Here is a 22,353-nt window from a genome sequence, read left to right as displayed (position 1 = left end):
ATTGGAAATAAAAAGCATTGAATTTAAAGATGAAGTTCTTAGGCTTATCGACCAGCGCAAGCTGCCACTGGTATGTGAAGTGGTGGAATGTAAGACGTATCGCGAAGTGGAATTTGCCATCCGCGATATGATTGTCAGGGGAGCACCTGCCATCGGGGCAGCAGGTGCCTTCGGGGTGGTGCTGGCCGCAAAGGAGTTCAAACATCTTCCGAAAGAGGAGTTTTTAACTGAGCTGGCTGCCGCCAATAAATGCATTGCTGCAGCCAGGCCCACTGCAGTTAACCTCATGTGGGCCGTTGCTAAAATGGAAGGCGTGATCAATGCTAACAGGGATCTTGAACCGGACGGGATTTACCGGCTGCTGGCACAGGAAGCTGACCGGATTGCCATGGAAGATATTGCCGCCAATAAAGCCATGGCCAGATGGGGCAATGAAATTGTTCCTCATGGTGCAACAATTTTAACTCATTGCAATACGGGTGCACTGGCTACCGTGGGCTATGGAACTGCTCTGGGCGTTATCCGGGAGGCCCACCGCACGGGTAAAAGGATAAAAGTCTACGCGGACGAAACAAGACCCAGGTTGCAGGGTGCAAGGCTCACAGCATGGGAACTGGTCCGGGAAGGGATCCCTTCTACACTTATACCTGACAGTGTGGCGCCAACCTTAATCAGGGACGGGAAGATAGACCTTGTCCTGGTTGGTGCGGACCGGATTGCTTTAAACGGGGATACAGCAAACAAAATCGGTACTTATATGCTGTCGGAAATTGCCAGGAGATTTGCAGTTCCTTTTTACGTAGTGGCCCCGGTTTCAACCATTGATTTTGCCATTGAGAGCGGTGCACAAATAGTAATTGAGGAGAGAGATAAGAAGGAGGTTACTCATGTGGGGGGCGAACAGGTGGCTCCCCTGGAAATTGAGGTCTACAACCCTGCTTTTGATGTCACCCCCCATGAGAATATTACCGGCATTATTACGGAGAAAGGGATCATCAGGGCACCTTTCAGGGAAAATATTTTAAAACTGAAGGAATAATCACCGGGGAGGCGGGCAAATGGTTCATAACAAGGATAATGCTGGACAGGTTATTAGAGTTAAAGACCTTTCTTTCAGGTATAAGGCGCAGAAGGAAAAAAAAGCTCTGGACGGTATTAACCTGACGGTTAATAAAGGGCAGTTTGTAGTGATCATGGGGCCGAGCGGTGCCGGCAAATCTACTCTGGCCAACTGCTTAAACGGGCTTATTCCTAATTTTATCAAAGGCAAATATGAAGGACAGGTTGAGGTGATGGGCAAAAACCCGGCTAAAGAAAAAGTTGGCGCTATGTCCAAGGAAATAGGGCTGGTTTTCCAGGACTTTGAATCCCAGCTTTTTTCCACAAATACTAAGCTGGAGATTGTTTTCGGACCGGAGAACTTCAATGTGCCCAGGGAAGAGATGGAAGAGATCATTGCCAGGATTATAAAAGTAGTTAATTTGGAGGGCCTGGAAAACAGGCAGCCTGCCACCCTTTCCGGCGGGCAGAAGCAAAGGCTGGCAATTGGCTCGGTGCTGGCTATTCAGCCAAAGATAGTCTGCATGGATGAACCGACGACTGATTTGGATCCCCTTGGCAAGCTCGGCATATTCCAGATTGCGAAGGCTTTGCACCAGGATAAGGATTTTACGCTGTTGATCATTGAACATGAAACTGAAGAAGCTTTGGAAGCCGACCGGATTCTGGTCATGGACAAAGGGCAAATTGCCAAAGACGGCAGCCCGGAAGAAATCCTCCGGGAAGTGGATTATTTTGACTCCATAGGCATTATGCCGCTGCAAGTGCCCAAGTATTTCCACTCTCTGGGCGTGCCCCAAAATGAGCTTCCCCTGACCCCGGACGAAGGTTTGAAAAAATGGAGTCAGATGGGGCTGGCAATTGCTGAAGACAGGTATGCGTCACTGTTGGAACAGGATAAAGCCAGGGAGCAAAATTACGGGGAGGTAATACTGGCCGTAAAAGACCTTGAGCATATGTACGGCAACGGGAATAAGGTCCTGCACGGTATCGACCTTGAGATCAGAAAAGGGGAATTTTTGGCAGTTCTGGGTCATAACGGGAGCGGTAAGACTACCCTTGTCAAGCATTTCAACGGGCTCCTTTTGCCGACAGGAGGACAGGTTGTTGTAAAAGGCAAGGATACGAAAAAACACTCTATCTTTGAAATCGGCAAAGATGTGGGCTATGTCTTTCAAAACCCCGACCACCAGATTTTTTCCGATACCGTGTTCGAAGAGGTAGCATTTAGTCCCAAGATGAGAGGATGCTCTAAAGAGGAAATAGAGCAGCGGGTAAAAGAAGCCTTAAAGGCAGTGGATATGGAAGGCTATGAAAATGAAGACCCTTTCTCACTGACCAAGGGAGAGCGGCAGAGAATAGCTGTTGCCTCTGTATTGTCGGCTCAGCCGGATATAATCATCCTTGATGAACCAACCACCGGGCTTGATTATAAAGAACAGCGCCGGATGATGGAGCTGGTCAAGAAACTGAACGAAAACGGCCATACCATTATCATTGTTACCCATACTATGTGGGTAGTGGCCGAGTATGCCCATAAGGTTGCGGTTATTAAGGACGGGTATATGTCCATGTACGGCAGGACAAGGGAAGTGTTTGGCAGGGAAGAAGATTTGTTAGCTTCCTATTTAAAAACACCTCATGTTGTTTCTTTGAGCAATATGCTCGGCAGAACAGTCCTCTCCGTTGAAGAATTGCTGTACTGCACTGCAAGAAGCTGAAAAAAGGAGGACGACAGTTATGGAAATGTTCCTGTACCTAGATAAAGACACTTATATGCACCGCCTGGATCCCCGGACAAAAATATTTATCATGCTGGGAAGCTTTGTGATTGCCATGCTGTGTTATACCTTGCCTGCCCTTTTAACCGTAGGTTTAATTGTAGTATTATACGGGGCTTCCGGGAAAACGCTGGTGAACTTAAAAAGAATTTTTTATATCCTGGTCACTATTATAATTTTTTCAATGGTCATCTGGTCGCCGACAGCCGGCGGTGTTAATAAGATTTGGGGGCCTTTTACCTGGGACGGGATGCTTTACGGCTTGGCAATGGGAGTAAAAATAGACGTAATGATTATCGCCGGGATGATTTTCTTAAGTTCGACAAAAATTGAGGAAATAGCCATCGGACTGGTAAAGCTCGGCCTGCCCTATCGTGCCGCCTTCGCCTTTTCTACAGCTTTACGCCTTGTGCCTATGATTGTGGCCAACAGCTACACCATTATTCAGGCCCAGAAATCCAGGGGCCTGGACCTGGACACGGGGAGCATAGTGGCAAGGGCCAAAAAATATGTACCTTTGCTGGTTCCGGTCTTTATTTCCCTGATCAGGGGCACTAACGTCTTTGCCATGGCCTTGGAATCAAAAGGTTTCGGCTACAGCGATGTGCGCAGCAGTTACCTGGAGGTAGGTTTCAAAAAAAGCGACCTTATTTGCCTGGGCATCATGTTGATGGCACTGGCGGTTGCCGTATATTTAAAGTTGAACTTCGTGCTGTAAAATAATCGGCCTGTATTTTAATTTTTCAGCCAGAAATGTGAAAAACCCTATGGTATTAGAATAGTATTATGACTGGGAAAACCGGCCTGAAAGGAGAGAAAAAAGTGAGAGCGGCAATTATCGGAGGGACAGGGGTTTACGGCATGCAGGTTGACAGCCGCGTTGAAAGGGTGAGTACCCCCTTTGGTACGGTGGAAGTTGATTTATGCCGTTTCGGGGACAAAGAAATCGTGTTTTTGGCCCGCCACGGCAGGAAGCATTCCACGCCGCCCCATTTGATTAATTTCCGGGCGAACATGCGGGCCCTTAAGGAATTGGATGTAAAATATATTTATGCCACAGGTGCCGTTGGCTCGTGCAATGAAAGGTTTAATCCGGGTGAAATAGTTTTACTGAAAGACTTTATAGATTTTACCAAACAACGACCTGTTACCTTCTATGACGGCAAAGAAGGTGTTATACATGCTTCCATGGCAGACCCTTATTGTAAGAACCTCAGGGAGCTTTTTTGGCAGGAAGCCCAAAAAGAGGGTCTTAAGGTAGCAGGGGAAGCGGTCTATGTCTGTACTGAGGGGCCGAGATTTGAGACTGCCGCCGAAATTAAGATGTACAGCCGGTTAGGAGGTGATGTAGTAGGGATGACCAATGTGCCCGAAGTTGTGCTGGCCAAAGAACTGGGCATGTGTTATGCGGCAGTGGGAATTATTACCAACTGGTGTACGGGCATGGGCCGGGAAGTGGAACTGGAAGAGATCATGGCTGCGGTGGAGAGCAACAAGACAAACTTAACGAACTTATTTGTCAAAATTTTATTACATGCAGAATTAGCCCAAAATAATTGTCAATGCAGTAAGGCATTAATGAAATTATAGGAGGGGTAATAATGAGAGAAGTATTCAGCATGTGGAAACACACCAAAATGGTGGTGCTGGTTGCCTTAAGTGCCGCTGTTTATGCAGCAGTTTTGATTCCATTTAAAGGGTTTCCTTTGATTCCGGGAATTACCGAATTTCGGCCTGCCAGCGCGTTGCCTATTGCCTTAGGATTGTTATTCGGCCCTGCAGGAGCCTGGGGTTCGGCAATAGGCAATTTAATCGGCGACTTTTTCGGTTCACTGGGCTTGGGCAGTTTCTTTGGCTTTATCGGTAATTTCTTTTTTGCTTACGTGCCTTATAAGTTGTGGAATAAGTTGGGATTGGTCAATGCCGATGATGAAGAACCCCTTGCTTTAAATAATTCTAAAAAAATTATTAATTATATTTTGGTTTCTATATTAGGTTCAGCAGCTTGTGCCCTGATAATTGCCTGGGGCCTTGAAGTATTAAAGCTGGTTCCCTTTGCAGCCCTGGGGACTATAATTACATTAAACAACTCCATTCCTTCGATAATTTTGGGATTGCCCCTGATGGCTATTTTGTATCCCAGAATCAAAAAATGGGATTTGCTTTGGACTGATATTGTTGATGAAGAAGAATTGGAGAAAAACAGCGCCCTGGGTAAAATCGGGGCAACCCTGATGGCAATTGGGATTGTTGGAGGTATGGCGTTGGGATTGTTTGCTGCTTTGGGCCTCAGCGGCCAGGCAGCCTTTGGCGCAGGTTTCAGCGGGCAGGGACAGGTTGGCAGCGCCAGTGTAATACTTTTGGCCGGCGCCGGTGTTGTTTTAACTTTTATCGGAGGCATTTTACAGCAGTAACCATCATCTCCGTGGGGGTATCCGGCACTGCCGGATACCCTTAATTAATGCGGATTACCGCATTTACGCTAGGGGGAAAATAATGAATAACAGAAGTATAATCAGAGAACAAATCAGGGAAACGGGTCTTAAAATGCTTGGTTCAGGTTTGGTAGTGGGGACCTGGGGCAATATCAGCGCCAGGGTGCCGGGGGAAGATTTGATAGCTATTACTCCCAGCGGCATGAATTATGACGTGCTTCAACCGGAAGATATTGTACTGGTTGCGCTGAACGGCGAGGTTAAGGAGGGGGAACGTAAACCTTCAATAGAATTGCCTTTGCATTTAGCCATTTACTGTGCCAGGAAAGATATTCAAGCTGTTGTCCATACCCATAGTGCTTATGCAACCGCTATGGCTGCAGCCCGCAAGCCCATTCCCGGAGCTGTGGAGGATTTGGTACAAATTGTTGGGGGAGATGTGCGGGTATGTGAGTATGCTTTGCCGGGTACAGCTCAACTTGGTGCTAACGCAGTTAAAGCTTTAGAAGGAAGGAATGCGGTCCTTTTGCCGAATCACGGCATGGTCGGGGCAGGCACTAACCTGGATGAAGCATTAAAAATTTGCCAGGTGGTGGAAAAATCAGCTAAAATAACTATTTTAGCCCAGGCTGTCGGTGGAGTGGTGGAACTGTCGCAGGAAGATACAGCAGCCATGAGAGACTTTTACTTGCATAAATACGGACAGAGGTGATTTAAGACAGAATCCGTTCCTTCTTTTCCCGGCTTTCTATGCTATAATGGTTTACGGGAGTTAATATTGAAGGAGATGATGTTATGCCGCAGAAGATTTCCGGACACTCCTGGCTGATTGCCCTGGCCATCGTGGTTGGGGTGGCAAGCGGCCTGATGGCTGTGATTTTCTATTATTTGATTAAATTGGTTAATGCCGGGATAGATTTATTAGCCGATTTGGGCAGTGCCCGTGTAGTAGTCTATGCCATGCTGGGTGGTTCCATAGTGGGACCCATGGTCTACTTCCTGGCCAGGGAGGCCAAAGGCCACGGCGTGCCGGAAGTTATGCAGGCTGTTGCCCTCAAAGGGGGTAAGATCCGCCCCATTGTGGTAGTAGTTAAAGCAGTGGCTTCCGCCATCACCATCGGGACCGGCGGATCGGCAGGAAGGGAGGGGCCAATCGTACAGATTGGTGCAGCCCTGGGTTCAACTTTTGGGCAGTGGCTAAATATGTCCGAAAGGCGGGTAAAAACTCTGGTGGCTTGTGGCGCTGCAGCCGGTATTGCCGCCACTTTTAATGCCCCCATCGCCGGAGCAATTTTTGCTTTGGAAGTTATTTTAGGGGAATTTACCGCAGGCGTATTCAGTCTGGTAGTATTGGCTTCCGTAGCGGGAGCGGCCGTATCCCGCTCCATTTTGGGCAGTTCACCTGCCTTTTTGGTGGCCCAGTATGACCTGGTCAGCAATTATGAATTTCTTTTCTACCTTATCTTTGGTGCAATTGCCATGGTAGTGGCCCAGATTTATACCAAGGTTCTCTACAAGACCGAGGACATCTTCGATGCTATTGCCATTCCTGAATGGATTAAACCGGTCCTGGGAGGACTGCTTTTCGGATTGTTTGGCCTGCTTTTACCCGAAAGCCTGGGCAGGGGGGAAGAAGTAATGCATTCCACCCTGGCGGGTATCAATCCTTTGGAGATTACACCTGCATTCCTGGCTTTTGCCCTTTTGGCGCTGGCTAAGATAGTTTCCACTTCCCTGACAATCGGTTCCGGAGGTTCGGGGGGAGTATTTTTCCCGGGCCTTTTTATCGGTGCTATGACCGGAGGGGCGTACGGTTCCGTTGTGCACAACCTCTATCCCGCCATCACCGGCGGCCCAGGTGCCTACGCCCTGGTAGGCATGGGAGCGGTGTTTGCCGGGATGACCCAGGCGCCCATTACCGCTATTCTGATGCTGTTTGAAATGACCCGGGACTACCGCATCATCTTGCCACTGATGCTGGCCTGCGGGTTTGCCAGTTTGCTGTCGGGTTTCTACAGCAAAGATACTATTTATACTTTGAAGCTTAGACGTAAAGGCATCAACCTATTGGCCGGCAGAGACGCCAACGTGCTGTCCTCCCTTAAAGTAGGGGAGATCATGGCTACCCCAGTGGAAAGTGTCCGGGAGGAGATGACGTTGGGCGAGCTGATTAAAATTATGCAGCATTCGGAGCATACCGGCTATCCGGTGGTGAATAAAGGAGGCGAGCTGGTTGGTATTATTACCCTGGAGGATATCCGGCGGACCGAGCTGCCGGGCAGGCTGGAGAAGAAAGTGAAAGATGTGATGGTGCGCAAATTGATTTTGTCTCACCCCGAGGAGACATTGGACAAAACGCTGCCCAAGTTCACCCTGCAGGATGTGGGACGGCTCCCGGTAGTGGAAAAAGAGAACCCGGGTAAGCTCCTGGGGATTGTTACCCGGACCGACATAATCAAAGCCTATAATAAGAGGCTGATCCAGGAAGAGCAGCACTAGAAAAAGCCAGGCAGTTAAGTTGCGCCTGGCTTTGCTTGATTTAATTGTCGGCTGCGCTTTTCAGCCTTTTTTTCTTGTAGGACAGCAGCTTTTCAAAGCTGATGATTTCCGCAAGTTCTACAATTTCATAGTAATCTTTGTAGGGAGCAAGTAGAGCCTGGACTTCCTCAAGATTTTTGGCTTCGATGATGCTGTACCCCACAGGTTCGGATTTGCTGACATAGTATTGCCAACCTTCGGGCATCTGTAACTCGCCGGTAATAAATTTCATATCCAGTCCATCCAGATCCGCACCCGGCTTGTCATGGGTTTTGACGAAAAAATAGGCCATTGCAAATTCCTCCCAATTTAGTTTTCTACCGCCAAGCGGCGGCAGCTGTTGACCTTAAAGAGGTAATAGGTGTAGACGGCCAGGCCAAGTATTCCTAAAGCAAAAAAGAGAAACAGGGTGTGAAACCCCCAACTGTCCAGGATAGGGCCGCCGACGGCGCTGCCCAATCCACCACCGCCGAAGAGTGTCATGCCCACAATCGCAGAAGGGAGGCCCTTGGCCTCAGGGGCAATGTCGAATGCCAGAGTAGCTGTGCTGGACTGTAAAAAGATATAGCCGATGCCGATGATAAACATGGCCACTGCTGTTACTGCCACGCTTTCAAAGACCAGAATTGCCATCACGCAGAGGGTAAACAGGGAGCAACCCCAGAACATGAAATTGTACAGGCTGAATTTTTTGGAAAGCGCCCCTAACAGTACGCTGCCCAGGATACACGCCATTCCGTAGACCATCATGATCAGGCCCGAGTAGGTGCTGTTCAGTCCCAATACTTTAGACATATATGAGCCCAAGAAGCCGTAAAAACCCAGGATGAAAAAACCGGTAAAAAAGGAGATGGCGTAGAGGGCCAGCCCCAGTCGGGAAATCAAAGCTGGCTTGATCTGCTCGAATAGATTGCCGTTTCCGCGTGCTGGGTCGTTGGGCAGCGTAAACAAAAAGATCATGCCGGTCAGGGAGATGGCTGCCAGCACCCCGAACAGTATCCTCCAGTTGAGATAATCCATGAATACCCCGCCTATCAGTGAGCTCAACGCTTGTCCGGTGAAAATAAGCGACAAAAAGCGGGCCACGTATTTGGGCCGCTCCTGCTCCAGAAAGTTATCGCCAATATATGCCAGGGGCAGGGAAATAGTTCCGGCGGCAAAAAAGCCGGCTATAAATCGATAAACTAAAAGCTGGTTAAAGGAGGCTGTCAACAGGCAGCCCACATTTCCGGCAAAAAAACCGATGGCTAAAATCTTCATTACTTTCAGTTTCCCTACCCGGTCAGAGATAACGCCGTAAACGGCCTGCATCAAACCGTAGGGGATCATGTAATAAGGAATAACAATACTGGCTGCGGCAATGGACATCTTGAATTCCTCGGCAATTTTAGGCAAAAGCAGGGAGACAACAAAGTTGTTGGCCCCTGTAACCAGCGCTGTTAAACCTAAAATTATGACAATCCTGTTTTCTCGCATACGCTCAACCCTTTCTGCTATGTCCATTATAATGCTTTAGGTAGATAAAATATAGTGCAAAATTTAAAGCCCCTATAAGCGCAAATAGAGGCTTTCGGTAAATCAAGTTTTTAATTAAAAATTTAACATTTTAAGGTATATCGTCCAAAATCTTTAATTTCCGGAACTATTGCCGACTGATCTTCGTCAATAATAATGTATAAATAATGATGTATATCTGATATTTTTTGTGCTAAAAATTAAAACCACAAACTCAAAACGCATCATACGACTTGGAGGTAGAGTTATGGCAAAACGTCGCCGCATTTTTTGGGTGAGCAGCATTACAACTGTAGTTTTTACACTAACCCTTAGCTTTAACGCCTGGGCAGGCAATTATTCCGGTTCCCCCGGCAGCGGGCAAGAAGCGGTTAAGCCAACGTTAAAAGTGGAAGAGGAGCGGGTTTTGGCTCCGGGAGTGAAATACCTGCGGGTCAGCGGCAGCACGGCAGGCCGGGAACCGCTCTTTGTAAACGTGGTAGAGGCTAATCTCAGCAAGAAGGATGTGGAAGTTCGGCCGGTCCTTGCCGCTGACGGCATTACCGGCAAGGAAAATTTAAGTTCAATCGCTGCCAGGACCGGCGCTGTGGCTGCCGTCAACGGGTCTTTTTTCAGCACAACCAGCCCCTACCTTCCGGTCGGCAACCTGGTGATCGACGGTAAATACCTGGCGCTGTCGGAAATGCTGCGTACCAGCATGGGGATTTTTAAAAACGGCAGTGTGAAGTTTGGATATTTTAGGCCGGGGATGATGCTTAGAATCAGCGGGGTAGAGCAAGAGATCAGCATTACCAATGTGAACCGCCTGGCTTCCGCCCAGGATGTAGTTCTATATACCCCCCATTGGGGCGCTACGGCAGGAACCGGTCAGGGTGAGGATTTGGTAAGCCTGGTGCGCGGTTCGGACGGCAGGCTGGTAGTACAGGAGAGGGCTGCCGGCACTATTTCCATCCCGCCAAACGGATATGCCCTGCGCCTGCCTTCTGAGTTGGCCGGAGCTTTTTGGACAGGCGGTGTGGTTGAACTGAAAGCAGCCACAGACAGCTATTGGTCCGGGGTTAAACATCTTTTGACCTCGGGGCCCCTCTTGGTGGAGAATGGGGAACCGGTTTTTCAGGCTGTGGCTGAAGGGTTTACCGGTACAGTGCTTGAGCGTAACCCCCGGACAGCGGTGGGGGTCACCAAAGACGGCAAAATGTTGTTGGCCGTGGTGGACGGCAGGAGCGAGAAAAGTGTTGGGGTTACTTTGGAAGAATTAGCTTACATAATGACCGATTTAGGCGCTTATCAAGCAATGGGCCTGGATGGCGGCGGCTCCACCGAGATGTGGGTGCAAGGGAAAATCGTCAACCAGCCTTCAGGCGGTTCAGAAAGGCCGCTAAATAACGGTTTGGTCGTGTTAACTGGTATTCCGGTTTACTTAGACGGGGATAGGCTGTTTTTTGATGTTCCGCCGCAGCTCATAAACGGCAGGACCCTGGTTCCTTTCCGGAGGATTTTTGAGGCCCTCGGGGCCCAGGTGCAGTACGATGCGGCCACCAGGATGGTTACGGCTGTGAAAGAGGGCAGGACAGTGCAGTTCACCGGCGGGGCAAAGCAAGCCCTGGTAAACGGTGAAACTGTTGCATTGGATGTGCCCGCCAGGGAGATAAACGGCAGGACTTTGGTGCCGCTCCGCTTTGCCGGCACTGCCCTGGGGGTAGAGGTAGTTTGGACCAAGGACGCGACGGTAGAGATCCATACTAAGTAGCCGTCAGCTAGCAGCCTTCAGCCATCAGCTGTCAGCTATCAGCGATCAGCTATTGGAATTAACCCTAAATAAGCTTTAAATCCGGGGTTGCTCCAGAGGAATACATACAACTAAGACTAACAACCGACAACCAACAACTAACAACTAAGACGGGGGTTACTATGAAAAAAATCTTAGTATTGTTGCTAACTGTCTTAACCTTGCTAACTTACGCTACGTCTGCCATGGCCGGGTCCTCCAGGGTGCAGTGGGAGTGGCGGGACAGCGTCACCACAGCCCATCCCGGCTTTGTCAGTGTTTTAGAAAATGGTAACGTGCTTTTTGCCCGCAATGGTTATTTAAACCCGGCGGTGTTGGAGGTAAACAGCGCTAAGGAGGTTGTCTGGGAGTTTGGGCCTATACAGGCCAACAGCGCTGTGCGGCTCTCGAACGGCAATACCCTCATTGCTGACAGCGGCGCTCCGGGATATCCCTTCATACCAAGGGTAATTGAGGTTGATGGCAAAAACAATATTGTCTGGAGTTACGATTTTAAAAGCAGGGCCCATGCCCCTCGTTTTGCCGACCGGCTTCCTAACGGGAATACTCTGATTGTGACCCCGCAGAAGGTGCTGGAGGTTACCACGGCCAAAAAAGAAGTCTGGTCCTATAGTCAAGGCTTGGTCAACCCGGTTAGGGCCAGAAGGCTTGGCAACGGGAACACCTTAATTGTCGACAAAGGTTACGGCGGTGGGAAAGTAATCGAAGTAAACAGCAAAGGGGCTATTGTCTGGCAGTACGGTGACGGCAAAGGCGGCACCGCTTTGGGCAAACTTTCCGGGCCCATAGATGTGGTACGTCATGAAGATGGCAGCACAACTATTGTGGATTTTGCCAGCGCCCGCCTGCTGGAACTGGATGCTGCCAACCAAGTGGTGAAGATTATTAGCTGGCAGGATGTGCTCCGTGATTTGCCCATTATGAACCAGTGGGGGGTGGCCGGCGCTGCCGACGGCTCCTTTTACCTCAGTGCCAGCTACACCAACGGCAAGCCAACGCTGCTCAGGCTGGATGACAAATCCATCAAGACCTATTTGAACGGCAAGTGGCTTTATACGGAGATACTGCCAATGACCGTGGGCGGTAGTACGCTAATTCCCGCCAGGGATATCTTTACAGCTTTTGGGGCATGGATGAGCTGGGATAATGCGACTAAGACGCTCACCGCCAATAAAGATAATCTGCAGGTTGTGCTGACGGTGGATAAAGCGGAAGCATTGGTTAACGGCGTTCCGGTGAGCATGGAAACCCCTCCGGTAATGAGGTCGGGTACTTTATTGGTACCGCTGCGCTTTGCCGCCAAAACTTTCGGAGTGGAATTGAAGTGGGATGACAGCACTAAAACGATTAATTTAATTACCGGCCAAACGACTCCAAAATAATGCCATTGCCATCCTTAATTAGTAGAAGTATAATGTCTAAAGTATAAAATATGCCAGAAAATGAGTCAGTGAGTCAGGGGACGGTTCTCTGACTCATTATTGAAGTGAGTCAGAGAACCGTCCCCTGACTCAAAGAGGGGATGGCCGGTGAGCAAGGTAGCTCGTGCAGCTTTCATTGTTTTAATGATGAATTTAATCAGCCGTTTGCTGGGCTTTGTCCGGGATGCGGTCATTGCCAGGGAATTCGGGGCCACAGGCGCTACCGACGCATATTTGGTAGCTTATACTTTGCCCTACTCCTTACAGGCTATCCTGGGCATGGCCTTTGCTACTGTTATGGTACCGGCAGTTACCGGTTATCTCTTGCGGGAGGAAGAGGATGAGGGCTGGCGGGTTGTTTCCTCCATGATTAACGGAACCACCCTGGCCCTCGGAGTTATAACTCTTTTAGGCATAATTTTTGCCCCCCAGCTGGTGAAAATTTTAGCGCCAGGATTTGATGGGGAAACAGTGCAGCTGACAGCCTATTTAAGCCGAATTATGTTTCCTTCAATTATATTTATGGGTTTGGGCATGCTCATAACCGGCGTGCTAAATGCCGGCAAACAGTTTACCATGCCTGCTTTTGCCCCTGCTTTTGCTAATATAATCGTGATTTTAGCAGTTGTGCTCTTTGGGGCGAAATACCGGATCCAAGGGTTGGCTGTGGGTACACTGGCCGGCTTTATCGGTTTTTTGTTTATTCAACTCCCTAATTTGAAAAAAATCAGGTTCAGATTTCATTTTATTCTTGACTTGAGGCATCCGGCAGTGCGGAAGTTAGCCATGAGAGTATTGCCCATGTCTTTAAGCATTGCCGTAAATCAGATACTTCTCGCTTTAAACAGATTTTTTGCTTCCAGCCTGACTCCCGGCAGCATCACTGCTCTGGACTTTGCCAACCGGCTGATGAATCTTCCCTTGGGGGTTTTTGTAGCCGCTGTGTCAACTGCCGTATTTCCGGCCATGGCTGAAGGTGTTGCTAAAAAAGACAATGAAGGATTGGCCCGGACTATTTCTCGGGGGTTGGGTGCGGTAACCGTTACAATTCTTCCTGCTGCCCTGAGTCTCATAGTTTTAAAAGAACCGGTAGTCCGCCTCTTGTTTGAGCGGGGCGCTTTTGATGCGGAGGCTACTGCCCAGACCGCGGTGGCGCTTTTATACTTTAGCGTGGGACTATGGTTTTTAGCTGTGAATACTGTTTTAACCAGGGCCTTTTATGCGCTGGAAGATCTTAAAACTCCGCTTCTTTACGGGGCAGTTTCGGTGCTGGTAAACATCGCCTTTAGTATAGTCCTTTTGCCCCTCCTGGGACATGGAGGACTGGCCCTGGCTAATTCCCTGGCTGCCGGGGTGAATATGATCCAGCTTTACTGGGCTTTGCAGCATCGGATTAAAGAACTGCAGTTAGTTCCCAGCCTCCTGACAACTGTGAAATGTTTGCTTGCTGCGCTCATTATGGCTGCAAGTATGATGGTGCTCCTGGCAGGATTCGGCAGTTTTTTTGGAACGGGGAAAATTGGTCTCTTGCTGGAGGTGTGTTTAGCCGGCGGCCTGGGGACAGTTTTGTATGCGGTTTTGGTTATACTCCTTAAAGTAGAAGAGGCTGGATGGTTCCTGGGTCGTCTGCGCAGAAAATCCGCTGCAGCTTCCTTAAAATAACCTGGGAAGCATGGCAGGAGATAAGCAGGATATTGTCGAATTTTTTTTAAAGCTGGAGGTTTTTGCATGTTGGATATCAACGCTATTCAGAAGGTTTTACCTCATCGTTATCCTTTCTTATTGGTAGACAGAATAGTAGAGTTTGAAGAAGATAAGCGCGTTATTGGCTTGAAGAATGTTACCGTTAATGAGCCGTTTTTTGCCGGCCATTTTCCCGGTTATCCGGTAATGCCGGGTGTGCTGATCATCGAGGCCCTGGCTCAGGTAGGGGCGGTACTGATTTTGAGCAAACCGGAATACCAGGGGAAAATTGCTTTCTTGGCAGGAGTTGATAATGCCCGTTTCCGGCGGCAGGTAGTTCCGGGGGATGTCCTTCGTTTGGAAATGGAAGTGCTGAAGCTGCGGGGCAGAATCGGTAAAGCCCAGGGGAGGGCTTTTGTAGGCGAAGAGCTGGCTTGTGAGGCTGAGCTGATGTTTGCCATTGAGAAATAGCCAAAAGTAAAGCGCCTTTTCGCTTTAAGCCTGCAAGCCGCTTTTGACAATGAATAATGCTTGTCGATATTTAATTGGCATTTAAATGTTGAAATTTAGAACCCCTGGTACTATAATAGCTAACAGTGATATGTAGCTATCTCTTAAAATATTTGATAGATTGGCTGACGCCTATGCTAGTTAAAACCGGAAGATGTAAAGTATTTTAGCTTTTAGCTGACGGCTGATGGCTGATAGCTGAAAGCTGACGGCTTAGTGGAACCGGCGTTAGCCCTTGGGGGGAGTTTTGTGGAATTATCTTTGTTGCCTGTGTTGATTATGTCGTGTGCAATAGCTATGGGGGCGACCCCTTTCGTCAAGAAATTGGCAATTAAGATCGGGGCTACCGATGCCCCGAATGCTCGTAAGGTTCATAAGCAGGTTATGCCCCGTTTAGGGGGCTTGGCAATTTACCTGGCCTTTACCTTGACTGTCCTCTTTACCCAGCCTTTAACAACCCAGGTTTTAGGGCTTTTGCTCGGGGGACTCATCATAATGCTTGTGGGCCTGCTGGATGATACTTACGGTTTGTCGCCTAAGGTGAAGCTCTTGGGGCAGATTGTAGCTGCATTGGTGGCAGTGCAGTTCGGCTATCGGGTGGAGTTCATTACCAATCCTTTTAATGGCGGGATAATTGACCTGGTAGACCTGAAACTGTCCACACCCGTTACTCTGTTTTGGATTATCGGTATAACCAACGCCATCAACCTGATTGACGGTTTAGACGGGCTGGCTGCCGGTACTTCTGCTATTGCTGCGGTAACGATGGCAGTAGTTGCCTGGTCAGAAGGGCTGCCCGAAATAGCCGTGCTGGCGCTGATTTTGGCAGCGGCTGTTCTGGGTTTCTTAAAATATAATTTCAATCCGGCTCAAATTTTCATGGGGGACAGCGGTTCTTTGTTTCTCGGCTTTAATCTGGGTGCGTTGGCGATCGAGGGTTTGACCAAAGGAGCTACGGTTATTTCGCTCTTTATACCTATTGTAATTTTAGGTATTCCCATTATGGATACCATGTTCGCAATCATACGTCGTTTTTCCAACGGTCAGCCTATCTTTCAGCCGGATAAGAAGCATTTGCACCACTGTTTGCTGGAGCTGGGTCTGAGCCATAAGCAGACTGTGCTGGCAATTTACGGGATAAATGTTTTTCTAGGGGCCAGCGCCGTACTCTTAAACAGGCTTTCGACTGCGCAAAGCTATATGGTTTTAATCGGGATTGCCACGCTTGTATTGATTGGCGCCAACAAGCTGGGTGTATTATCAGGCCACGCTTCCCACCGTGTACCTACCAGGATGAATCCGGACAAGGTCAAACTGCGGGGATAGCCTGATCAGCCATCAGCTGTCAGCTATCAGTCGTTGGGTGCATGTATTTCTCTGGAGCAGTCACTAGTCACTAGTTTTAAAGATATAACTGGGGACTAGTGACTGGGGACTTATACTTGGGACTCCTAAGCGACTAAGGACTAACGACGATTAAATTTATTTTGGTGGTTAAATGAAAAAAAGAACTATCTTGAGTGCAATAATACTGATGTTTTTAGCGGTTATAGGATTTATTGCTGGGAGGCAGGCTCAGGCTGGACCGGGAGGCTTAATTCCCGGCTCGGGGGAAGACCCGCTGGTAGCTGAAAGCTATGTGCATGAGGCTCTCTCTGTCAGGTTGACGGAGCTTCAAGGCCAGGTGGCGGAACTGAAGGATCGGGTACAAAAGTTAAAAAAGCAAATTGAGTAGATATTAGAATACTCCCGTTTGACGGGAGTATTCTTTTAAGGAAACAATAACGGGGGTGTCACAATGAAGGCATATTTGATTTTTACCGGCACAGAATTGTTGCTGGGCCAAATTGTTAATACCAATGCCCAGTATTTGGCCAGGCAGCTGGCGGACCGGGGCATTGACCTATTTACCCAGGTTACCGTTGGGGATAATCGCAAGAGAATTGCTGAAGCAATTGCGGCGGCTCGAGGCAAAGCAGATTTGGTGATTATTAACGGGGGCTTGGGTCCTACAGAAGATGACGTGACCAGGGAAGCACTGGCAGACGCTCTGGGGCTGGAACTGGTTGAAAACCCTGAAGCGCTGGAGATTGTCAAGCGCTTTTTTGAGCTGCGCGGGCTGCCTTTTGCCGCTGCCAATATGAAACAGGCCTTAGCCCCTGCAGGAGCCCGGGTGCTGGATAACCGGGTGGGCACTGCGCCGGGTTTAATGGTGGAACAGGAAGGTTCTGTTTACGTGCTCTTACCGGGGCCCCCCCGGGAGATGGAGATTATGTTTACCGAGCAGGTTATACCATACCTCAAGGCTAACAAACCTTTGGAAGCGGTGATAAAATCAAGGGTGCTGAAAGTAATTGGGCTGGGCGAGCCCCTGGTAGAAGAAAAAGTTAGGGATTTAATTGCCAGCGCTAATCCCACCCTCGCTCCAACGGTAAAGATGGGTGAAGTTCACCTGCGGATAACTGCCAAGGCGGAAAATTCTGAGCTGGCCTGCCGGATGATAGCCCAATTGGAGCGGCAGGTCAGGGAGCGCTTGGGAGAATACATTTTTGGTGTGGATGAAGAGACCTTGGAGCAGGCAGTTGGGGGGTTACTAAGCGCCCACAAGCTGACTATTGCCACGGCAGAATCCTGCACCGGGGGACTTTTGGCCCATCGTCTGACCAATGTGCCCGGCAGTTCCAACTATTTTCAACTGGGCGCAGTGACTTATGCCAACCGCTTTAAAAACAGGCTGCTGGGGGTCGGGCTGAAAACCCTCTCGGCTTATGGGGCGGTTAGTCCCAATACTGCCAGGGAGATGGCCAAAGGCATACGGGAATACGCCCACACCGACCTGGGCGTAGGCATAACGGGAATCGCGGGTCCAGGCGGGGGAAGTGCAGAAAAACCTGTGGGACTGGTATATCTGGCGGTTGATTTTCGCGGAGAAATAACAGTGCACAGGGAACAGTTTTTGGGCGACCGTCAGACAGTGAAAGCCCGTGCGGTCCACACTGCCCTCATGCTCTTATGGCAGAAATTGAAATCCCTTGAGCCGGATAATTAATAATTTTTATTCGTGGAATTAACTCTCCTTTGGCAGGAATATGCCTGTTTTTGGTAGAAAAGGTATTTTGCTGTCAAAGGAGGGGTTTTTTGTGACGAAAAACAGCTTTTGGCTTATTTTTCTATTAACTGTCACAAGCTTATATTCTTTACAAACCGGTGTTCTGGCTCAGACCGGCAGCACTTTTTCTTTTGATAAGGCTTTTTATACCGGCCTGGATGATACAGTAACAGTGACTATAAATGATCCGGGGCAGAATATGGACAGCTCCGTGGTAGAATGGATCTATGCGGACGTTATATGCCTTACCCACCAGGCGCTAACTCTTGGGCTGGAGGAAACCGCCCCTGACTCGGGTCTATTTAGGCAAACTTTTGGTTTCAGTGCCGATGAACTGCTTCCTGATAAACTCAGAATAATTAATAAAGGTACTGTAAGCAGTTATTTTTACGTTTTTTATAGAAGCAGTGCAGGAAATAAAACCTCGCCACAAATCTCATTTGAATTAGCAACAACCGCCGCACCTAATCCAGCTTATATAGCCTTTGATAACCGCGTTCCCGGTGAGGCTTCGATTACAGGGCTGGCCGGAGCTGTGCAGCCTGGTGCTGTTGTTGAAGCCCGTGCCGACAGCCAGTTAACTTCTCCTCTTTTAGGAGAGAGGGTAACAGCCGATGCCGACGGGGCTTTTTATCTTATTTTCAACAATTCTCAGGCCTGTCAACAAGTCTATTTGTTTGCAGCCCTGCCTTTCCACAAAACCAGCCAGCCCGTAGCGCTCAATATTTCGCAGCTCACGCCCCAGCCTGATTTAAACAAAATAACTTTTGATCAAAGTATTTTGGCAGAGTCCCGAATCAGTGGTGAAAATGGAGCCGCATGGCCCGGTGCAAAGCTCGCGCTCTATGCAGACCAAAGATTAAAGGGGCTTTTGGCAACAGCTTATGCCGCGGAGGATGGCTCTTTCAGGATTGAATTCGACAATTCATCTTTAGTGCTGTCCACAGTTTATCTTACGGCAACAGCAGTAATTGGTGGGCAAAGGCAGCTGGCCAGCCCACCGGTGGCTGTGGAAGCGGTAATTTTTGATACTGCTCCTCCGGAGGTTACTGTGGCTGGAGTGGTTGAAGGCCGCACCCGCGGTCCGGTGGTTCCGCAAATTACTGCTTGGGATGTAAATGGGGCACAAATGGAAATAAAATTAAACGGCAGCGTCTTTGTCACCGGCACGGAAATAGTAGCGGATGGGGATTATGAACTCTGGGTTGAGTCCTGGGATCGGGCAGGCAATAGAACGGTTATTATCAAGAAATTTAGTCTGGACAACACCGGGCCGGAAGCCCGTTTCCTCACTCCACAAGGTTTCACTTTTCCGGGCCCCTCGGTGGAGATGCATTTCGACGCTCCTTTAACTGCCGATTTAGGTTACTTTTTAATTACGCTGGATGAAGGCGAGTGGCAGAAGGCCGGTAACAGTGGTTCATACACTCTGGAGGGTGTAAGCTACGGTACTCATGTAGTAAGGCTGAAAGCCGTTGATGACTTGGGAAACGTGGGTCCTGAGGTTAGTTTGCAGATCTTGCGGGAAGCCCCTCAACCTGCCGGAGAACCGGAAAAGCCGGAGGAGTCGGAACCGCTGGAAGAACAAAAGCAGGAAAAAAGCAAGGACTCCCGGAAAGCAGTGAGGATACAGGAACCGGTTGAAGGGGCGGAGTATAGGCTTAGCCAAGGAGTGTTATATCTTATACCCGATGGACAAACCGAACAGCTTAAATTGGAGCCGGGTATAGTGCAGCTTTTAAGCCAAAAACAAGCCAAGATGATAGAGGTAGATTTAAACGGATATAACAGGGAGGTATTGGTGTTGCAAGTTTCCGCCCAGGTGATTGCTGCGCTCACTGCTTCCGGTGTGGAAGCTACGCTTAGGTTGGGACAGGAGCTGCTGACTATTCCTGTGGGGCAGTTGGACCTACAGCAGGCAAATGCTCAAACTCTTTTCCTTGCTCTGGAATTAAGCAACAACCGGCTCCCCTCGTGGCTTGTTTTTAGCAGCGGAAGAGCGCCGTTCATGCCTGCGGCTTTCAATTTGTGGTGTTAATAATTTTTTAATTTTCGGGGTGTTTTTTGGACACCCTATTTAATTGAAGAATTGTAGGGGGATATCCATGGATTTAAAGGAAGTGTTGACAAGAATACAACTTAAGCAGTCAGCTGCGGAATACATTCAACTGCTTGATGCTTTGACTGCTTTTCCGGGCGAAGAGGCTGCGCGGGCCGCGGGAGCTTTTCTCCGTCACCCCGATTATTTGGTGCGGAGCAAAGCATTTGCGGTTTTAAACCGTATACCACACCTTGCTTTACTGCCTGATTTAATCACTGTTTTGCGGGAAGAAAAGGACGAGGAGTTTCGGCTGCGGGCCCTGGAAGTAGTTCAGAAGTTGGGGGAGCGGGAGGCAATTTCTGAGTTAATTCCTTTCCTCCATGACCGGGACCCGCTGGTAGTCCGCGGGACTATAGTGGCTTTAGGTGGAATCGGTGGCGAAGAAGCAGCGGAAAGCATCCTGCACTTTGCGGCCAGTCCCCAGGGGAGAATAGTGCGCCGGGAAGTGGTGCAGGAAGCTCTGGCCTTTTGTCTGCAGAAAGTGCCGGAACCGGAGCGTTTTTTGGAGCGGCTGGGAGAAAGGGATAAGGGGATTAAAAGGTACCTGCGGGGATTGCAGCCGGAAGTTCCGGCCCAGCCCCGTTTTACCGTTTATCCTGCCGCCGACTATTTCAGCGTCCAGGCGAAAGCACGAGAAATTGATTATAAGCTGTATAAGCGGCTGATAGGGTAAAAGCAGCGAGAGCTTATAGCCATGTTCAGCCGACCGGCCGGGACCGGCGAATGGGGACTGGGGCCCAGTCGCCGCTGTCACCGGTTTGTGAATTTGCCTGGCACAAATTACCTGTGCTAAAATATGGTAGTGTACAATATTATCATGCAAGAGGGGTTTGCGACGATGATGACGATGATTAAGTTTGGTACTGACGGTTGGCGGGCTGTTATGGCCGACCACTTTACTTTTGCCAACGTGGAAATCGTGGCCCAGAGCATTGCCGATTACGTAAACGGCGAAGGAATGGGATCCAGGGGTTTGATTGTGGGCTACGATAACCGCTTTCTGGCGGAGCATTTTGCGGCCAGGGTGGGGGAGGTGCTGGCAGGCAACAATATTCCTGTTTTCCTGACGGCAGGGGCTTGCCCAACTCCTGTTACTGCTTATGCCATTACCACCAGGCAAACGGCAGGAGCTATAATGCTTACGGCCAGCCATAATCCCCCCGAGTATAACGGGATTAAATTTATCCCCGATTACGCCGGACCGGCTGTTCCGGCTATTACGGATAAAATTGAGGGCTATTTGCACAAGGTGCTTGAGACGGGCAGGATCAGAAAATTGGCCAGTGATGAAGCTCTTGCGCAAGGGTTATGGAACAAGGTCCAGCCTAAAGATGAGTATCTGCGGCATATAGCGGGCTTAGTCGATCTGTCTGCTATTAAAAAGGCAGGGCTAAAGCTGGTGCTTGATCCCATGTACGGCGCCGGCATCGGCTACCTGGAGGAGCTATTGGGAGAAGCTTGTGAAATTACGGCAATTCATAATTACAGGGACCCACTTTTTGGCGGGGCTTTGCCGGAGCCTACGGGCAACAATCTGGAGGACTTGCGCGCCGGTGTCCTGAAAGCAGGCTGTGATTTAGGCCTGGCCCTGGACGGTGATGCGGACCGGTTTGGCATTATTGACAGCGATGGCAGTTATATTAGCCCAAATCAAGTGCTGGCGCTCCTCTATTACCATTTGGCACGGAGAAAGGGGATTTCAGGGCCCGTGGCCCGGACTGTAGCTACAACCCACCTGTTAGACAGGATGGCGGAAGGCTTTGGTCAAAAAATCAAGGAAACCCCGGTTGGCTTTAAATACATCGGCCAAATGATGCGGGAAAAGGGATGTGTATTGGGCGGCGAGGAAAGCGGGGGCCTCAGCATAGCAGGCCATATCCCTGAAAAGGATGGAATTTTGGCATGCGCCTTAATGGCGGAAATCAGGGCGGTGACCGGAGAAACATTGCAGGATAATCTGGAAAAAATAGCTGCTGAGTTCGGAAGGCTTTACAGTGAACGGTTGGATGTCCATACCAGCAAGGAGAAAAAAGAGCAGGTGCTTGGTAAACTGCCCGCTTATTTTCCGTCAAAAATTGCCGGGATACCTGTGACTGGGCGCCTGACTGTGGACGGTACCAAGCTCCTTTTGGCCGAAGGCAGTTGGGTGCTCATCAGGCCTTCCGGCACTGAGCCTCTGTTTAGAATTTATGTGGAAACTAACAGCCTGGACTTGCTTAAAAAGATCCAATCGGAAGTAGTTAGGGAATTGGAAATTGCTGACGCAATTTGACTTTCCGTCTTGCCGGTTGGAGTTGCAAAGGCTGTTTGGAACAACCCGGCAACATGATCAAAATGTGTCGAAAGGAGGAATTTGGCAGAACAGGGAGAAAATATAACGCGGGGAGGTGAAGGCCAAAAAAAGTTATTTTG

19 protein-coding genes are annotated in these 22,353 nt (G+C 49.2%); 17 read left to right on the top strand and 2 right to left on the bottom strand.

Translation table 11 applies throughout. The annotated features are described in order from the left end of the window. Window position 1 precedes the first annotated feature (1 nt). From mtnA to EYS13_RS10775, 7 genes are all read left to right on the top strand, one after another. The gene (mtnA, locus tag EYS13_RS10805) at window positions 2–1,039 is read left to right on the top strand and encodes an S-methyl-5-thioribose-1-phosphate isomerase (protein WP_277998192.1); all 1,038 of its coding nucleotides are present in this window, start codon (window positions 2–4) and stop codon (window positions 1,037–1,039) included. Between the two features lie 19 nt (window positions 1,040–1,058). Then, window positions 1,059–2,780, top strand: coding sequence for an ABC transporter ATP-binding protein (locus tag EYS13_RS10800; protein WP_227762408.1), 1,722 nt, complete (start codon window positions 1,059–1,061; stop codon window positions 2,778–2,780). Window positions 2,781–2,799: 19 nt separating this feature from the next. Next, complete coding sequence (locus EYS13_RS10795) at window positions 2,800–3,558, top strand: energy-coupling factor transporter transmembrane component T family protein (RefSeq protein ID WP_227762407.1); 759 nt, start codon at window positions 2,800–2,802, stop codon at window positions 3,556–3,558. A gap of 104 nt (window positions 3,559–3,662) precedes the next feature. Beyond that, the gene (locus EYS13_RS10790; protein ID WP_227762405.1) at window positions 3,663–4,430 is read left to right on the top strand and encodes an S-methyl-5'-thioinosine phosphorylase; all 768 of its coding nucleotides are present in this window, start codon (window positions 3,663–3,665) and stop codon (window positions 4,428–4,430) included. Between the two features lie 11 nt (window positions 4,431–4,441). Further along, the gene (locus tag EYS13_RS10785; protein WP_227762402.1) at window positions 4,442–5,254 is read left to right on the top strand and encodes a QueT transporter family protein; all 813 of its coding nucleotides are present in this window, start codon (window positions 4,442–4,444) and stop codon (window positions 5,252–5,254) included. Between the two features lie 82 nt (window positions 5,255–5,336). Further along, window positions 5,337–5,987 (top strand): class II aldolase/adducin family protein, encoded by a 651-nt coding sequence (locus EYS13_RS10780; protein ID WP_227762401.1) that lies wholly within the window; start codon window positions 5,337–5,339, stop codon window positions 5,985–5,987. 83 nt (window positions 5,988–6,070) lie between these two features. Next, window positions 6,071–7,774, top strand: coding sequence for a chloride channel protein (locus tag EYS13_RS10775; protein ID WP_227762399.1), 1,704 nt, complete (start codon window positions 6,071–6,073; stop codon window positions 7,772–7,774). Window positions 7,775–7,814: 40 nt separating this feature from the next. On the opposite strand, the gene EYS13_RS10770 is transcribed toward EYS13_RS10775, so the two are convergent. Beyond that, the gene (locus tag EYS13_RS10770; RefSeq protein WP_227762397.1) at window positions 7,815–8,105 is read right to left on the bottom strand and encodes a hypothetical protein; all 291 of its coding nucleotides are present in this window, start codon (window positions 8,103–8,105) and stop codon (window positions 7,815–7,817) included. Between the two features lie 17 nt (window positions 8,106–8,122). After that, window positions 8,123–9,289, bottom strand: a complete 1,167-nt coding sequence (locus EYS13_RS10765) for an MFS transporter (RefSeq protein ID WP_227762395.1) — start codon at window positions 9,287–9,289, stop codon at window positions 8,123–8,125. Window positions 9,290–9,575: 286 nt separating this feature from the next. Here EYS13_RS10765 and EYS13_RS10760 point away from each other — a divergent pair, with 286 nt between their 5' ends. The 10 genes from EYS13_RS10760 (at window position 9,576) to EYS13_RS10715 (ending at window position 22,213) form a co-directional block, all read left to right on the top strand. Continuing rightward, window positions 9,576–11,078: a phosphodiester glycosidase family protein gene (locus EYS13_RS10760; protein WP_227762393.1), complete on the top strand. Its 1,503-nt coding sequence runs from the start codon at window positions 9,576–9,578 to the stop codon at window positions 11,076–11,078. Between the two features lie 161 nt (window positions 11,079–11,239). Then, a complete protein-coding gene (locus tag EYS13_RS10755; protein WP_227762391.1) occupies window positions 11,240–12,499 on the top strand; it encodes a stalk domain-containing protein in 1,260 nt (419 codons plus the stop codon). A 147-nt stretch (window positions 12,500–12,646) separates the two neighbouring features. After that, the gene (gene murJ / locus EYS13_RS10750; protein WP_227762389.1) at window positions 12,647–14,200 is read left to right on the top strand and encodes a murein biosynthesis integral membrane protein MurJ; all 1,554 of its coding nucleotides are present in this window, start codon (window positions 12,647–12,649) and stop codon (window positions 14,198–14,200) included. A 66-nt stretch (window positions 14,201–14,266) separates the two neighbouring features. Next, the gene (fabZ, locus tag EYS13_RS10745; protein ID WP_227762387.1) at window positions 14,267–14,692 is read left to right on the top strand and encodes a 3-hydroxyacyl-ACP dehydratase FabZ; all 426 of its coding nucleotides are present in this window, start codon (window positions 14,267–14,269) and stop codon (window positions 14,690–14,692) included. A gap of 288 nt (window positions 14,693–14,980) precedes the next feature. Continuing rightward, entirely contained in the window at window positions 14,981–16,057 is a 1,077-nt protein-coding gene (locus EYS13_RS10740; RefSeq protein ID WP_227762385.1) for an MraY family glycosyltransferase, read from the top strand. 172 nt (window positions 16,058–16,229) lie between these two features. Then, window positions 16,230–16,466: a hypothetical protein gene (locus tag EYS13_RS10735; RefSeq protein WP_227762383.1), complete on the top strand. Its 237-nt coding sequence runs from the start codon at window positions 16,230–16,232 to the stop codon at window positions 16,464–16,466. Between the two features lie 63 nt (window positions 16,467–16,529). Beyond that, window positions 16,530–17,780 carry a competence/damage-inducible protein A gene (locus EYS13_RS10730; RefSeq protein WP_227762380.1) on the top strand — a complete coding sequence of 417 codons (1,251 nt, stop codon included), beginning with the start codon at window positions 16,530–16,532 and terminating at the stop codon, window positions 17,778–17,780. A gap of 91 nt (window positions 17,781–17,871) precedes the next feature. After that, a complete protein-coding gene (locus EYS13_RS10725; protein WP_227762377.1) occupies window positions 17,872–19,878 on the top strand; it encodes a hypothetical protein in 2,007 nt (668 codons plus the stop codon). A 67-nt stretch (window positions 19,879–19,945) separates the two neighbouring features. Beyond that, window positions 19,946–20,614 carry a HEAT repeat domain-containing protein gene (locus tag EYS13_RS10720; RefSeq protein ID WP_227762375.1) on the top strand — a complete coding sequence of 223 codons (669 nt, stop codon included), beginning with the start codon at window positions 19,946–19,948 and terminating at the stop codon, window positions 20,612–20,614. 165 nt (window positions 20,615–20,779) lie between these two features. Further along, complete coding sequence (locus EYS13_RS10715) at window positions 20,780–22,213, top strand: phosphoglucomutase/phosphomannomutase family protein (protein WP_227762373.1); 1,434 nt, start codon at window positions 20,780–20,782, stop codon at window positions 22,211–22,213. The last annotated feature ends 140 nt before the right edge of the window (window positions 22,214–22,353 follow it).

Origin of the sequence: Zhaonella formicivorans, from assembly GCF_004353525.1 — a bacterium.
Taxonomy (GTDB): domain Bacteria; phylum Bacillota; class DUOV01; order DUOV01; family Zhaonellaceae; genus Zhaonella; species Zhaonella formicivorans.
This window is presented reverse-complemented; position numbering and strand designations above follow the sequence as displayed.